Origin of the sequence: Brachybacterium sp. AOP3-A1-3 (assembly GCF_052378285.1) — a bacterium.
Lineage (GTDB): Bacteria > Actinomycetota > Actinomycetes > Actinomycetales > Dermabacteraceae > Brachybacterium.
The window spans coordinates 1-13,771 of record NZ_JBQSXM010000017.1 but is presented as its reverse complement, the minus strand read 5'-3'; the positions used below and the strand labels follow the sequence as shown (position 1 = coordinate 13,771).

Genomic DNA, 13,771 nt, shown 5'->3' with positions numbered 1-13,771 from the left:
TCGCCGAGGTGAGCGGGCCGTATGCCGATGCAGGACGCTGCGGCCCTGCAGGTGGTGAGGTCTGCCGGTGGTGGGGTCAGTCGGCGGGAGGCGGCGGCGGAGTGGGTGCCCCGGCCGGGGGCGCGACCCGCGGGTAGCGCCCGGAGCCGACGCCCGCAGGTGAGGCGGAGCCGGCGTCCGTCGGCCCGTTGCCCGGGGCGCCTGCCCCGGCACCTGCCCCGGCGGCTGCACCGACCGCGGCGCGAGCAGGCGACGGATCCCAGCCGGCGTCGACCACGCGGCGCTGCATGAGGATGGCGCCGCCGAGGATCACCGCGCCGACCACGACCAGCAGGATGATGCCGGGCAGCACACCGGTGCGCGCCGAGTAGCCGATGAGGATGCCGAACCAGCCGAAGTCGGTGTCACCGAAGGTGGTGTTCGCCGAGCCGAAGGAGCCCAGCACCTTCAGCAGCAGCGCCGGCAGGAAGGTGACCAGCAGGCCGTTGACGAAACCGCCGGCGACCGCGCCGCGTCGGCCGCCGGTCGCATTGCCGTAGACGCCCGCCGCGCCGCCGGTGAAGAAGTGCGGCACCAGGCCGGGCAGGATCAGGGCCAGCCCGAGCACCGGGCCCAGCCACACGCCGAGGACCAGCAGGCCCACGAGGCCGCCGGCGAAGCTCGAGAGGAAGCCGATCAGCACGGCGTTCTGCGCGTACGGGAACACGATCGGGGCATCCAGTGCCGGGATCGCGCCGGGCACCACCTTCGCGGCGATGCCCTGGAAGGCGGGCACCAGCTCGCCGAGGATCGTGCGCACGCCGAAGAGGATCACGGCCACGGCGATGCCGAACTGGAGGCCCTGGGTCACGGACTGCATGAGGTAGTTGCCGACGTCGGTCGCGCCGCCCTCGAAGGCGTCGAAGGCGGTGGCCTGGCCGGCGCGCACCAGGTAGACGACGGCGACGACGAGGTACATGAGCACCATCGACAGGGCGGTGGCGACCATCGAGTCGCGCAGGAAGCGCAGGGATTCGGGGACCTTGAGGTCCTCGGTGGAGCGGCTGCGGCCCTTGGGGTCCACGAGGCGGCCGACGGATCCCGCGGCGATGTATCCCGCGGTGCCGAAGTGGCCGATCGCGATCGAATCGTCCCCGGTGATGCGGCGGGTCCAGGGCTGGGAGAGGGCCGGCAGGGACACCATGAGGATGCCCAGCAGCAGCGCGCCGAGGACCACGACGACCACGGTGGGCATGCCGGCCGAGGCCATGACCACCGTGATCAGGGTGGCCATGAACAGCAGGTGGTGGCCGGTGAGGAACACATAGCGCAGCGGGGTGAAACGGGCCAGCAGGATCGCGACGAGGAAGCCGAGGATCATCAGCCACGCCACCTGGGCGCCGAACTTCTCCTGGGCGATCCCGGCGATGGCCTCGTTGGTGGGGACCACGCCCTGGGCACCGAGAGCGCCCTGGATCATGACGCCCAGCGGTTCGAGGGAGGCGGCGACGAGGGTGGCGCCGGCGCCGATCAGCAGGAAGCCGAGGACGGCCTTGAGGGCGCCGCCGGCCACCTGCCCGGCGGACTTGCGCAGGGCGACCAGACCGATCGCGGTGATGATGCCGATGAGATAGGCGGGGACGCTGAGGACCTCGTTGACGAGGAACTCGGCGATCGAGACGAGCACATTCATGGTCTTGCTCCGTGGGGTGGGAGAGAAGGGGAAGCGGGGGCGGGGAGAGCCGGCGGTGCGCCGAGCTCAGTGGGTCGGGCTCGAATGGCCGAGCTCAGTGGGTCGGGCTCAGACGGCGTAGACGCGCCGCAGCACGGCGTCGATCTCCACCTGGGAGGTGAAGTTCTCGATGATCTCGACCGGGACGCCGACGTCGCCCAGGGTGTCCGCGATGGCGCCGGAGGTGAGGATGACGTCCGCCTCCTTCGCCCGGCCCTTCGCGGAGATCGTGTCGGTGGCCTGGATGTCGAGGTAGGAGGACCAGCCCCAGCGGTCCAGGACCTGCTCCGCGGTGTTCTTGAGGAAGAGGCTGGTGCCCAGCCCGTTCCCGCACACCGTGAGGATCAGGTTCTTCGAGGGGACCGCGTCGGGATCCACGGCGGCCGCCGAACCCGCTGCGGCCGATGAGCCCGCTGCGGCCGATGAGCCCGCTGCGGCCGACGAGCCTGCTGCCGCTGCAGGAGCCGCGCCGGAGCGGCTGGTTCCGCCGGAATCCTCGGCGCCTTCGGAGCCGTCGGACCTGTCAGACCCGTCGGACGTGCCAGACCCGTCGGACGTGCCAGACCCGTCGGCCCCGTCGGCCCCGAGGGCGGCGAGCACCTCCGCCGGAGTCGACGCCGTATCCAGCGCGCGGCGTCCCTCCGGATCGGCGAGCACGCCGGCCAGGGCGGCGAGCGCCGCCTGGTGGGCGGAGGCGTCCGCGGCGGCGAGCGCCATGACCAGGGTGACGGGGTCGTTGGCCTGGTTCCCGAACGGGATCGGCTCGGCCAGGCGCACGAACGACAGCGCCGTGCGCAGCACCGACTCGTCGGGGCGGGCATGGGCGAGCGCGAAGCCGGGCGCGATGACGATGTAGGGGCCGTGCTCCTCGACCGTGCGGATCATCGCGTCGGTGTAGGAGCTCGTGGTGGCGTCGACGGAGACCAGCAGGTCCCCGGACCGGCGGATCGCTGCGCGCCAGTCCTGCGCCGGAGCGTCGAGGAGGATGGCGGAGGGGTCGACCAGATCGCTGAGCTGTGACATGGGGGAGCTTCTTCGGGTGAGGGAGGAGGTGCCGCAGATGCGGACGTTCGAGCGTACGCCGCACGAGCGTCGCAGTGCGCGCACCAGGAGGTGCAAGAGCCGTCTCGGAAGCGCACCTCACACGTGAGGAAACACCGCGCAATATGCACGGGCTCCTGCCGCCCGGTGCCTATTGTCGTCGGCATGTCTACTCAGTCGGCTCCGCACCCCGAGTCCTCACGCCCGGAGTCCCAGCACACCGAGGTGTCCACCGCCTACCTCCGTCAGCTCGATGACGAGCGGGAAGCGGCGATGCGCACCGCGACCCATCCGGGCTCGTCGTTCGACGGGGCGAACAGCGCCCTGCACGATCGGCTCGAGGAGCTCGTCGCGGCCGACGGCTCCGAGATGATCGACCTCATGCTCGATCTCGCCGAGCACCCCGAGGTCGCCTTCGAGGAGCACCGTTCGGCGCGCGCCATCGTCGACGTCCTCGCCGCGCACGGCATCGAGGCGCAGCTGGGCGTGCACGGCCTGGACACCGCGATCCGGGCGGAGATCTCGGGGACCGAGGTGGGGAGCGGGGCCGCGAGCGGCGAGGCCGACGGGACGGGCGGGCCGACGCTCGCGATCCTCTCCGAGTACGACGCGCTGCCCGGCGTGGGCCACGGCTGCGGCCACAACGTCATCGCCGTCATGGGACTGGGCGCGTTCCTGGCCCTGGCGGCGCTCGCGAAGGCCGACCCGTCGGCCGTGCCCGGACGGGTCGTGTTCCTCGGGACCCCTGCCGAGGAGGGCCACACCGGCAAGGAGTACATGGCACGGGAAGGTGCCTTCGAGGGCCTGGACGCCGCCGTGATGGCCCACCCCTACGGCTATGACCTGGCCGATCAGACCTGGCTGGGGCGTCGGACCCTCACCGTCGAGTACCACGGGCACACCGCCCACGCCTCCGCGCAGCCGTTCATGGGCCGCAACGCCCTGGACGCCGCGAACCTCATGTACCAGGGGATCGGGCTGATGCGGCAGCAGACCCCGCCGTCGGACCGCATCCACGCCGTGATCCGCGAGGGCGGCGAGCGCGCGAGCGTCGTGCCGGACTACGCGAAGCTCGATCTGTACGTGCGCTCGCAGCGCCCCGAGACCCTCAAGGACCTCTCGACGCGGGTCGACGACGTGGCCCGCGGCGCCGCCCTCATGGCCGGCGTGGGCGTGACCGTGAGCTGGGACGAGCACCCGCCGTCGCTGCCGGTGCGCACCAACGAGGCCCTCACCGGGCGCTGGGTCCAGGCGCAGCGCCGCCGCGGCCGCGATCCGCTGCCCTTCGGCGTGGTCTCCCCGATCCTCGCGGCCTCCACCGACTTCGGCAACGTCAGCTACCGCGTGCCCGGGATCCACCCGGTGATCCGGATCGCCCCGCCCGAGGTCGCCCTCCACACCCGCGAGTTCGCGACCTGGGCCGTCTCGAAGGACGCCCGGTCCGCGGCGGCCGACGGGGCCTACGGCCTGGCCGCGACCGTGCTCGACGCCCTCCACGACCCGCAGCTGGCCACGGCTATGGCCACCGAGTTCGAGGAGGCCGGCGGCGCGATCGACGTGCCGTCGTTCTTCGACTGACCGGCCCCTCGGCCAGCATCCCGCCCCGCCCCTCCACCTGCCTCGTCCGGAGTCCCCATGAGCAAGACGGCATCGACCGCACCAGCCACGACCGGCATCACCGACAAGATCCTCAACGGCGTGGAGAGGGCGGGCAACAAGCTGCCCGAGCCCTTCATGCTCTTCCTGGTCCTCTTCGCGGTCACCGGCATCGTGTCCACCGCGATGGCCTGGAGCGGCGTGGTCGTCTCCGTGCCCGGCGCCGAGGAACCCACCGTCATCAAGGGCTTGTTCACGGGGGAGGGCCTGACCTGGCTCACCACCACCCTCGGTGAGAACTTCATCGGGTTCCCGCCGCTGGTGACCGTGCTGCCGATCCTGCTGGCGATCGGCATCGCCCAGCACTCCGGACTGCTCGCCGCCGGGATCCGCAAGCTGTTCGGCACCTCACCGGCCTGGCTGCTGCCCTATGTGGTCGGGTTCGTCGGCGTGATCTCCTCGATCATGGCCGACACCGCCTTCGTGGTGGTCCCCCCGCTCGCGGCCCTCGTGTTCAAGGCCGCCGGCCGCCACCCCGTGGCCGGCCTGCTGGGCGGTTTCGCCGCAGCAGGCGCCGGCTACTCCACGAACATCTTCCCGACGTCGCTGGATGCGCTGTTCGCCGGCATCACCACGTCGGTGATGGGCGCCCTGCCCGGCTTCGAGACCACCGCGGTCAACCCGGTCTCGAACTGGTTCTTCAACATCACCTCGTCGATCGTCCTGGGCTTCGTCGCCGGGTTCATCATCGACAAGGTCCTCGAGCCGCGCCTGACCCGTCAGGGCATCAACCGCGACGAGGTCGCCGTCGAGGGCGCTGCCGACAGCGCCGAGAGCGCCGAACAGATGCGCGCCGCCCTCACCCGCGAGGAGAACAAGGGCCTGCTCGCCGCGGTGATCAGCGCCGTGGTGCTCACCGCGATCTTCCTGGTGGCGTTCCTGATCCCGGACTCCCCGTGGCGCAACGAGGACGGCGGCTTCCTGCCGAAGTCCCCGCTGCTGAGCTCGATCGTGTTCATCGTGGTCGCGTACTTCGTGGTGCTCGGCCTGGCCTACGGGATCGCCACGAAGACGGTGCGCTCCACCCGTGACGCCGTGGACATGATGACCGAGTCGCTCAAGGAGATGCTGCCTTTCGTGGTGCTCGCCTTCGTGCTGGGAAACTTCATCGCCCTGTTCAACTGGTCCGGCATCGGCACCTGGATCGCCGTGACCGGCGCCGCCGGGCTCGAGGGCGCGGGCCTGACCGGCTTCCCCGCCGTGATCGCCTTCATCCTGCTCGCCAGCTGCCTGAACCTGTTCATCATCTCCGGCTCCGCCATGTGGGCGATCATGGGCGCCGTGTTCGTACCGATGTTCGCGCTGATCGGCTACGAGCCCGCCTTCACCCAGGCGGCCTTCCGTGTGGGCGACTCCGCCACCCAGGTCATCACCCCGATGAACCCGTACATGATCGTGCTGCTGGGCATGATCCGGAAGTACGAGCCGGGCGCGGGCCTGGGCACCCTGATGGCGCGCATGCTGCCGTTCGTGGTGCCGTTCTGGATCGTCTGGACGGTCATCCTGGGCGTGTTCTTCGTGTTCGACCTGCCCCTGGGCCCGGGCAACGGGATCTTCTTGGAGAAGTGACAGCCGCCAGGCAGGGGTCGCACCGGCTTCCGCTCGGGAGCGAGGTCATCTTCGTCGCGCCGATGTCGCTCCGCCCAGGCTGTCGAGGAAGGGGAGGAGTGCCTCGAGGAGCGCTTCGGGCTGATCGATGGGGATGATGTGGCCGCTGTCCTCGATGAGGATCTCCGTCAGGCTGTCCGTGATCGGCCGCAGCTGCCCGGCGAGGGCAGAGCCGACCGTCGCTGCCCCGATCGCCACCGTGGGCACCGTCAGCCGACCGGTCGCTGCGGCCTCCGCGAGCTGCTCGGACGACTCCGGAAGCGCCCGGTAGTACGCCAGCGCCCCGTGCAGGCCTCCGGGCCGCGCGTAGGAGGCGAGGAGCGGTGCCCGGATCTCCTCGGGCACTCCGCGCAGGGGCGCGCCCGTGGCCAGGAACCAGTTCACGTAGGCCGACTCGTTGCCGGCGAGGACCGTCTCGGCCAATCCGGGGACCAGGTGGAACCCGAACCACCACGGCGGGCCGGAGGCGAAGAACTCCTCGGCCCCGGGGAGCCGGCCCAGTGTTCCTTCCATCAGCACGACTCCCGTCACCCGTTCCGGACGGCGGAGGGCGAGCAGGAAGGCGGGCGCCACCGCAGCATCGATCGCCACCACCGGTGCGGAGGCAATGCCCAGCGCATCCAGCAGGTGCTCGACGTCGCCGGCCAGCGTCGAGGCGTCATACCGTCCTTCCGCCTGCGTGCTCCCGCCGAAGCCGCGCAGATCCGGGGCGATGACCTGGTGTGCAGCGGCGAGCTCCTCCATGACGGGTGTCCAGATGCGCCAGGTATGGGGGAACCCGTGCAGCAGAAGCACCGGCGGTCCCTCACCTGCTGTCGCGACGTTGATCTGGATCGTGCCGGCCATGATGAGACGCGTCGGTGACGTCCATGAGACCTCCTGGTCACCATTGGTTACCATGTCACCGTAGGTGGTCTTGTCAGAGACCAGAAGACGGCACTTCTCTCTCAGGTGGTGAGCTCCAGGTGACCGACCAGCAGCCGAACGCGGCCTCGACGGGCGCTGGGTCACGCGGAGGTGACCTGTTGGACCCGGACTGCCCCACCCGCCATCTGCTGGACCGGATCGGCACGAAGTGGACCTCGATGGTGATCAAGGTGCTGGCCGAGGCTGAGTCGGAGGAGATCCGGTTCGCGGAACTGCGCCGCCGGATCCCGGGGATCTCGCAGAAGATGCTCTCGAGCACGCTGCAGAGCCTGTCCAAGGACAGGTTGGTCGTGCGCCGTGTCGAGGATTGCGTCCCGCCTGCCGTGCACTATCGGCTCTCGCCGCTCGGACGGTCCCTGGAGGTACCGCTGTCCGCTCTGCGCACCTGGGCCGAGGCCAACATGGCAGCCATCGACGAGGCGGACGCCGTGAGCTGATCGCCGTGGCCGACGCGCTGGGCAGGACCGGCCGCGCGGCGGTTCAGAGTGGCCCGCCGTCGGCGTTGCCGCTCAGCTGACGATCGTGGCGTCGTCCCGCTGGGAATCCAGCAGGTGCTGGCGTGAGTAGCCCGTGATGCCGATCGTCTGCGCCCGCCCCGGATCGGAGACCAGGATGTTGCCGTCGGAGTCCTTGCCCTGGGCGACGACGAAGTGGCCGTAGTCGGCGTCCTCGCCGATCAGCGTCCCGTGATGGACGTGCAGGATCACGACCGATCCGCTCGCGGCGGCGACCACGCCCTCCTCGAACTGGGCGTGCGTGGCGGTGCGGTCGTTCTCGCGGATCCCCGTCTCGAGGTCCGAGAGGTAGGCGCCCCAGTAGTCCACGCTCTTGGCGGACGCATCGCCCTGCGGGGACAGGCCGCAGGCGACGCGCATGTCCTTGACCGCGGTGGCGTTGCCGCCCACGGTCGCGCCCTTCGCCCCGGAGACGTAGTGCGCGGGGGAGCGGCCGGCGGCGACCAGCGCGATCACGGCCGAGGTCGGACCGCAGTTCTCGCCCTCCCAGGGCCCGGTGCCGGTCTGATCGACGACGACGAGGTTGCTCGCGGCGTTCGCCTGGGCGGTCGCGAACAGGCCGGTCGTCGCGGCGAGGCCGACGAAGCCCAGTCCGCGCAGTGCCGTGCGCCGGCTGATGGGGGTGGTCATGGGGGTCGTCATCCGGGATCCTTCCGATGAATACCTGGCAGTCGTGACGGTGACGTCGTGACGGTGAAATCGTGACGGTGACGTCGTGACGGTGAAATCGTGACGGGGCGCGCCCGGGTCGCAGGTCGTCGTCCGTCTCGACCCACGCTGTGAGAGACCGGGGACCTGCCGCAAGACGTGCGTGACGTAGCACGCTGGGTGTCACGCGTAACAGGCGACGGGATCGGACCGGGGCGCCGGCTCCCCTGCAGGTCAGAAGGTTCAGAAGGTTCAGAAGGTTCAGAACGATCAGAAGGTTCAGAAGGTTCAGAAGGGTCAGGCGGGGCAGGGGGCAGACGGGGCAGGGGGCAGGAGGCAGGTGGAGCCTGCGAGATCGGGGCGGACCCGGGGGAGCCCCGGCCCAGGTCGAGTCGTCCGAGTCGTCCGAGTCGTCCGAGTCGTCCGAGTCGTCCGAGTCATCCGAGCCGTCCACTCGTCGAGTGCGACCTTGACGCTGGCGTCCTGGGACCTTGAGATCCCGAAGGTCGCACTCGCCGGAGCGTTCCAGGGGGAGAGTGTTCACCCGCGCGGGGGAGGTGGGGCGGCGCCGATGAGCGAAGTCTCGGGACATGACCACAGCACCGAATCCACGCCCACGCCCCACGACACCGAGATCACGCCGCGGAATCACTTCGGGCCCGCGCCTCCACGACGCTGCGGGCCCGCGCCTCCACGACACTGCGGGGCAGCACCCTCACGACGCTGCGGGCCCGCGCCTCCACGACGCTGCGGGGCCACGCCCCGATGACGCCGTGAGAGCAGCCCCCCGCTCCCTCCGGATCCTCCTGCTGGGCACGCTCAGCAGTCTGATCAGCGCAGCCCTCGGAATCCGGTGGCTCATGGCCCCGGAGGCCGCGCTCTTCACCGCGTCCGCCACGCCTCCTCCTCTGCTCGAGCTGCTCGGTGGAGGTCCGCTGTACGCCCTGCAGATCGTCGTGGCGCTGCTCGGGGCGGTGGCGGGGGTCGTCGGCCTGTCCCGTCGGCCTGGTCCTGCGCTGGCCGTGGCGGGTGGCCTGCAGGTCGCCCTGTTCGGCCTGGGCTTCGCGAGCTTCATGACGCTCGCCCAGACCGGCTACCTCATCGCCCTGGCGATGCCGCTCCTGCTGGGCGCGATCGGGGTGCTGCTCGTCGTCCACGGAGGTCGGGCCCGATGGGCGGTCGGCGTCCCGCTGCTCGCCCTGCTGATCCTGGGCACCGTCGTCGGGGCGGGGACGATCGCCCATCTCGCCTCGATGATCCTGCCCAGCATGCTCGCCGTCGGCCCCCTGATCCTCGCCACCGCGCACTTCGTCGTCGCCGGCGCCCTCTGGGCCGCGATCTCCCTGCTCGCGCTGCGCGACACCGGGACCCTGCGCGCGCTGGGAGCGTGGACCGTGCGCCGGCGCCGGATCCTCACGCTCATCGCGGCCTGCGGACCCCTCCCGTACGCGCTGCTCCGCCTGACCTGGCTCACCCCGTGGCCGCTGCTCGGCGGGGACATGGCCGCTGGTGATCCCTCCATCCGGGTGTGGGGGCTCGCGCTCTCGACCGGGGCCTGGCTCGCCGTGCTCCTCACCCTGGGCCTGATCCGTCCGTGGGGCGAGGTGTTCCCGCGCTGGTTCCCCGCCGTCGGCGGGCGCGCGGTCCCGGTCGCCACGGCCGCGATCCCCGGGTTCACGGTCGCCGCCCTGCTGTGCTTCGCAGCGGTGCCGATCGTGCTCGGCGCCTCGTCGCTCGGTCTCGCCTCGGCGCTCGAGTTCGCGCTCGTGTTCCCCTGCTGGATCTGGGGCCCGGCGCTCGCGCTCGCCGTGTGGGGGTACGTCGGCCACCGCCGGTCGACCATCGACCCTCGCGCCGGAGGCCCCGCCTCGGCCAGGATGGGGGCGTGAGCATCCGACGGCAGGTCCGACGGCAGGTCCGACGGCAGGTCCGACAGCAGGTCCGACAGCAGGGCAGCCGCTTCGCGTGGCTGATGACGGGCGCGGCGATCGGGACGACCGTCGTGCTCGTCCTCGCGCTCGTGGTCCCCGTGCCCCGCCAGCAGCTGCTGCCCGTCCCGCTCCTCCTGCCCGGTGTGCTGCTGGCGATCCTTCTGGGCGGCCTGCTCGGGCTGGTCCCCGGGGTGCGGGAGCTCGAGGTCACCGCCGCCCGCTCGATGCTCGGCGTCGACTCCGAGCTGGTGGTGCCCTCTCGGCCGGGCCTCGTGCACCGGGTGCAGGACGTGGTGTGGGTGCAGCTGCACCTGCTGCTGGGACTGCTGGTCGCGGCGTGTCTGACGATGCTGCTCCCCGCCTCGGTGCTCACCCTCGTCGAAGCGCTCCGCGGCGGGGAGAGCACCCTGGTGCCGACCGCGAGCACGGCGGCCGGACGGCTGGGCATCGCCGCCGCCGCGCTGCTCTCGGCCGTCATCGCCCTGACCGCCTTCCTCCCGCTCGGACGGCTCGCCGCTCAGCTCGCGCCACGGCTGCTGGGACCCACCTCCCGGGATCGTCTCCAGCTGGCCCTGGCCCGGATCGACCGGGAGTCCGAGCGCACTCGCATCGCCCGCGACCTGCACGACGGCATCGGTCACGCCCTCACCATCGTGAGCGTCCAGGCGGCTGCCGGCGGGCACGTCATCATCCGCGACCAGGACGCGGCCGCGCGGTCCCTCGCACAGATCGAGGCCACCGCGCGCGAGGCGCTGCTCGAGCTCGATGAGGTGCTCGCGGGCCTGCGCGACGAGGCGGCCGACGGGGAGGCGGCCGATGGGGGAGCCGCGCCTCGCCTGGACCGTGTCCTCGAGGACCACCGTCGTGCCGGCCTGGATCTGCGCGCGAGCATGGAGGTCCCCCGAGGCCTGCCCCGTCTTCAGCACGAGCACCTCGCCCGGATCGTCACCGAGCTGCTCACCAACGCGCACCGCCACGGCGGCGCGGGTCCGGTGCGGCTGCGCATCGCCGAGGGGGCGAGGGCGATGGGGGAACGCCTCGTGATCGTCGAGACGTGCAACCCGCTGTCGGCGACGGCCCTGCGGGAAGATGATGCTCGCTCGGAGGTCTCGGAGGTCTCGGAGGTCTCGGAGGTCTCGGAGGTCTCGGAGGTCTCGGAGGTCTCGGAGGGCTCGGCGGGACGGCGTGGAGGGCGCGGCCTCGCGGGGCTGCGGGAGCGCCTCGAGCTGTGGGGTGGCACGCTGGACGTCGGACCGTCCGACGGCAGCTGGCGCGCACGCGCCGAGCTCCCGATCCTCTCCGAGAGGCCCCGACATGACTCGTGAGTCAGACATGACCCGCGACCCGGTCCGCATCCTGCTGGTCGATGACGAGCCCCTGGTCCGCCAGGGCATGAGGATGATCCTCGACGCCGAGGACGATCTCGAGGTGATCGGCGAAGCGGATGACGGCGCCGACGCCGTGCAGCTCGCCCGACGTGACGCCCCGGATGTGGTGTGCATGGACGTGCGCATGCCCGAGATCGACGGGATCCGCGCCACGGAGCTGCTGCTGCGCCTCCCCGAACCGCCGAAGGTGCTGGTCGTGACCACCTTCGAGCACGACGGGCATGTGCTGGACGCGCTCCTGGCCGGGGCGTCGGGCTTCCTGCTGAAGCGTTCCCGCGCCGAGGAGATGGTGCAGGCCGTGCGCACGATCGCCCACGGTGACAGCCTGCTGTTCCCCGACGCCGTGCGCACGCTGCTGCAGCCTCGCGCGGCCACCGCGGCGTACACCGGTCCGGCGCTGACCCCGCGGGAGGCAGAGGTGCTCGAGGCCGTGGCCCGCGGGGCGAGCAACGCCGAGATCGCTGCGCAGCTGGTGCTCGGCACCGAGACCGTGCGCACCCATGTCGCCTCCGTGCTGCGCAAGCTCGGTGCCCGTGACCGCACGCAGGCCGCCGTCGTCGCCTACCGGACCGGGCTCGTCGAGCCGTGAGGTCGCGCCGCGCGACGCCTTCCGAGCGCTGCATGCTCGGCGACGCCTGAGCGCGCCTTGTCCTCTGCGCGGGCTGCCCGCAGGATGGCGGGATGAGCGACCTCGCCGCACGCCTCCGCGCCCTGCCCGCCTTCCCCGAGGAGATGCCCGATCTCGATCTCGACGCGCTGCCCGAGGACCCGACGGAGCTGTTCCTGACCTGGCTCGACGAGGCGATCGCGAGCGGTACCCGCCAGCCTCACGCGATGACGTTCCAGACACTCCTGCCGGGCGGCGGACCCGTCGGCCGCACCCTGATCCTCAAGGACCTCGACGAGACCGGCTTCCAGATCTCCACGCGCAACACCTCGGCCAAGGCGCATCAGCTCGCGGACGATCCCCGCGCGGCCATGACCTTCTTCTGGCGCGAGAGCGGACGGCAGGTGCAGGTCACCGGCGTGGTCACTGCCCTCGGGGAGGACGTCTCGCAGCGGGACTGGCTCGCCCGCCCCACGTCCGACGGGACTCCGAACCCCGAATGGCAGGTCTACGCCCTGCAACCTGAGCTGATCGAGTTCATGCAGGCCCGCGCGGATCGGAACCATGTGTATATCAGCTACCGTCGGGAGGACGGCTCCTGGAACCACGCCCAGGGCAGATGACGGAAGGACGGCATGGCGAAAGCGCCTATCTTCTACCCGCGGACCCTGCAGCGCAGCGGCCTCGTCTTTCTCGTGGGCGGACTGGTGGCAACCGTCGTGCTCGCCCTTCTGCACGGCGGCATCTCCTGGAGCAACTTCGGTCTGCTCTACATGGTCGGCGGCGCCGCGATGATCATCGTCGGTCGCGTGCTGGAGTCGCGAGCTTCCGGCCGGGATCGGGACGGGGATCGAGTTCGAGAACAGGATCGCTGATCACTGATCGTCAGCTCTGGGCGTGGTCCCGGTCGGGGACGAAGCGCCGGTGCGGACGGCCGTAGGCCATGACGGTCCCGGCGAGGGCGAAGCCGAGCTTCTCCAGCACCCGCGCCGAGACAGGGTTCTCGACGTCGGCCACCGCCACCAGGCGCGAGATGTCGAGCGGTCCGAGTGCGGCGTCCACGCACAGCTGCGCAGCCTCCGTGGCCAGACCCTGCCCCCACGCGTCGCGGGCCAACGTGTAGCCGAGCTCGGTCCCGAACCGGGTGACCTCCAGCCCGGCATCACCGATCAGGCTGCCGGTGCCTCGATCGATCACCGCCCAGAACGCGAAGCCGTGCTCGACCTGGTGGCGGCGGTAGTCCGTGATCATCTGCGTCGTCGTCGCCGGCGAGACCGCGTCGCCGTCGCCGACGTACCGCATCACCTCGGGATCGCCGTAGATCCTGTGCGCGGCTGCGGCGTCGGTCTGCTCGAAGGGGCGCAGCAGCACGCGCTCGCCGACCAGGGGGAAGGCGAGGGGCGTGCGGGACGTGCGGGACGTGCGGGACGCGCGCGGCATGAGGGCAGTGTGCGGTGCGCGGTATGTCGTGGTCAACGCGATGCGAGGGCGTCCCGTCGGGCTACCCTGACCGGGATGTCCCGCGCCGCCCTGCTCCCTCCCGTGCTGCTCGGCCTCGTGGTCCTGCTGCTCGCGCAGATGGTGGGCCTGGGCCTGTCGGCGCTGCTGGGCCTGCCCGTCCCCGGGGTGGTGCTCGGGATCGTGCTGCTGGTGGTGCTCGGTCTGCTCCGGCCCACGCGCGCCGTGCTGCGCGTCGCCGAACCGGCCGCGACCCCTCTGCTCGCGCACCTGCAGCTGCT

General features: G+C 71.4%; 13 protein-coding genes and 1 pseudogene. 9 read left to right on the top strand and 5 right to left on the bottom strand.

Annotated elements, in window-relative coordinates:
• Nucleotides 1-76: 76 nt before the first annotated feature.
• Together ACT3T5_RS16130 and ACT3T5_RS16125 are read right to left on the bottom strand one after the other, a co-directional pair.
• Nucleotides 77-1,672 carry a PTS ascorbate transporter subunit IIC gene (locus tag ACT3T5_RS16130; protein WP_444594892.1) on the bottom strand — a complete coding sequence of 532 codons (1,596 nt, stop codon included), beginning with the start codon at nt 1,670-1,672 and terminating at the stop codon, nt 77-79.
• Nucleotides 1,673-1,780: 108 nt separating this feature from the next.
• A complete protein-coding gene (locus ACT3T5_RS16125; RefSeq protein WP_444578489.1) occupies nt 1,781-2,734 on the bottom strand; it encodes a PTS sugar transporter subunit IIA in 954 nt (317 codons plus the stop codon).
• A gap of 183 nt (nt 2,735-2,917) precedes the next feature.
• Between ACT3T5_RS16125 and ACT3T5_RS16120 the strand changes: the two genes are divergently transcribed.
• Together ACT3T5_RS16120 and ACT3T5_RS16115 are read left to right on the top strand one after the other, a co-directional pair.
• Entirely contained in the window at nt 2,918-4,330 is a 1,413-nt protein-coding gene (locus tag ACT3T5_RS16120) for a M20 family metallopeptidase (protein ID WP_444578490.1), read from the top strand.
• Between the two features lie 57 nt (nt 4,331-4,387).
• Nucleotides 4,388-5,977: an AbgT family transporter gene (locus ACT3T5_RS16115; protein ID WP_444594891.1), complete on the top strand. Its 1,590-nt coding sequence runs from the start codon at nt 4,388-4,390 to the stop codon at nt 5,975-5,977.
• A gap of 45 nt (nt 5,978-6,022) precedes the next feature.
• Here ACT3T5_RS16115 and ACT3T5_RS16110 read toward each other — a convergent pair whose 3' ends face one another.
• On the bottom strand, nt 6,023-6,916 hold the full coding sequence (locus ACT3T5_RS16110) for an alpha/beta fold hydrolase (protein ID WP_444594890.1): 894 nt from the start codon (nt 6,914-6,916) through the stop codon (nt 6,023-6,025).
• Between the two features lie 65 nt (nt 6,917-6,981).
• Between ACT3T5_RS16110 and ACT3T5_RS16105 the strand changes: the two genes are divergently transcribed.
• Nucleotides 6,982-7,380: a winged helix-turn-helix transcriptional regulator gene (locus ACT3T5_RS16105; RefSeq protein WP_444578494.1), complete on the top strand. Its 399-nt coding sequence runs from the start codon at nt 6,982-6,984 to the stop codon at nt 7,378-7,380.
• A 72-nt stretch (nt 7,381-7,452) separates the two neighbouring features.
• Here the strand turns inward: ACT3T5_RS16105 and ACT3T5_RS16100 are convergent, their stop codons facing one another.
• Complete coding sequence (locus ACT3T5_RS16100) at nt 7,453-8,100, bottom strand: hypothetical protein (protein ID WP_444594889.1); 648 nt, start codon at nt 8,098-8,100, stop codon at nt 7,453-7,455.
• 779 nt (nt 8,101-8,879) lie between these two features.
• Here ACT3T5_RS16100 and ACT3T5_RS16095 point away from each other — a divergent pair.
• The 5 genes from ACT3T5_RS16095 to ACT3T5_RS16075 all read left to right on the top strand — a co-directional run bounded on the left by ACT3T5_RS16095 (nt 8,880) and on the right by ACT3T5_RS16075 (nt 12,907).
• A complete protein-coding gene (locus ACT3T5_RS16095) occupies nt 8,880-9,995 on the top strand; it encodes a hypothetical protein (protein ID WP_444594888.1) in 1,116 nt (371 codons plus the stop codon).
• On the top strand, nt 9,992-11,362 hold the full coding sequence (locus ACT3T5_RS16090) for a sensor histidine kinase (protein WP_444594887.1): 1,371 nt from the start codon (nt 9,992-9,994) through the stop codon (nt 11,360-11,362). Before ACT3T5_RS16095 ends, ACT3T5_RS16090 begins: the two co-directional genes overlap by 4 nt.
• On the top strand, nt 11,352-12,014 hold the full coding sequence (locus tag ACT3T5_RS16085; RefSeq protein WP_444594886.1) for a response regulator: 663 nt from the start codon (nt 11,352-11,354) through the stop codon (nt 12,012-12,014). The genes ACT3T5_RS16090 and ACT3T5_RS16085 overlap by 11 nt, the downstream gene beginning before the upstream one ends.
• A gap of 92 nt (nt 12,015-12,106) precedes the next feature.
• Entirely contained in the window at nt 12,107-12,655 is a 549-nt protein-coding gene (locus ACT3T5_RS16080; RefSeq protein WP_444594885.1) for a pyridoxine/pyridoxamine 5'-phosphate oxidase, read from the top strand.
• Nucleotides 12,656-12,667: 12 nt separating this feature from the next.
• Nucleotides 12,668-12,907 carry a hypothetical protein gene (locus ACT3T5_RS16075; RefSeq protein WP_444594884.1) on the top strand — a complete coding sequence of 80 codons (240 nt, stop codon included), beginning with the start codon at nt 12,668-12,670 and terminating at the stop codon, nt 12,905-12,907.
• 10 nt (nt 12,908-12,917) lie between these two features.
• On the opposite strand, the gene ACT3T5_RS16070 is transcribed toward ACT3T5_RS16075, so the two are convergent.
• Nucleotides 12,918-13,472: a GNAT family N-acetyltransferase gene (locus ACT3T5_RS16070; RefSeq protein ID WP_444594883.1), complete on the bottom strand. Its 555-nt coding sequence runs from the start codon at nt 13,470-13,472 to the stop codon at nt 12,918-12,920.
• A gap of 75 nt (nt 13,473-13,547) precedes the next feature.
• Between ACT3T5_RS16070 and ACT3T5_RS16065 the strand changes: the two are divergent.
• Nucleotides 13,548-13,771: pseudogene (locus ACT3T5_RS16065) on the top strand (CidA/LrgA family protein); the annotation flags it as partial.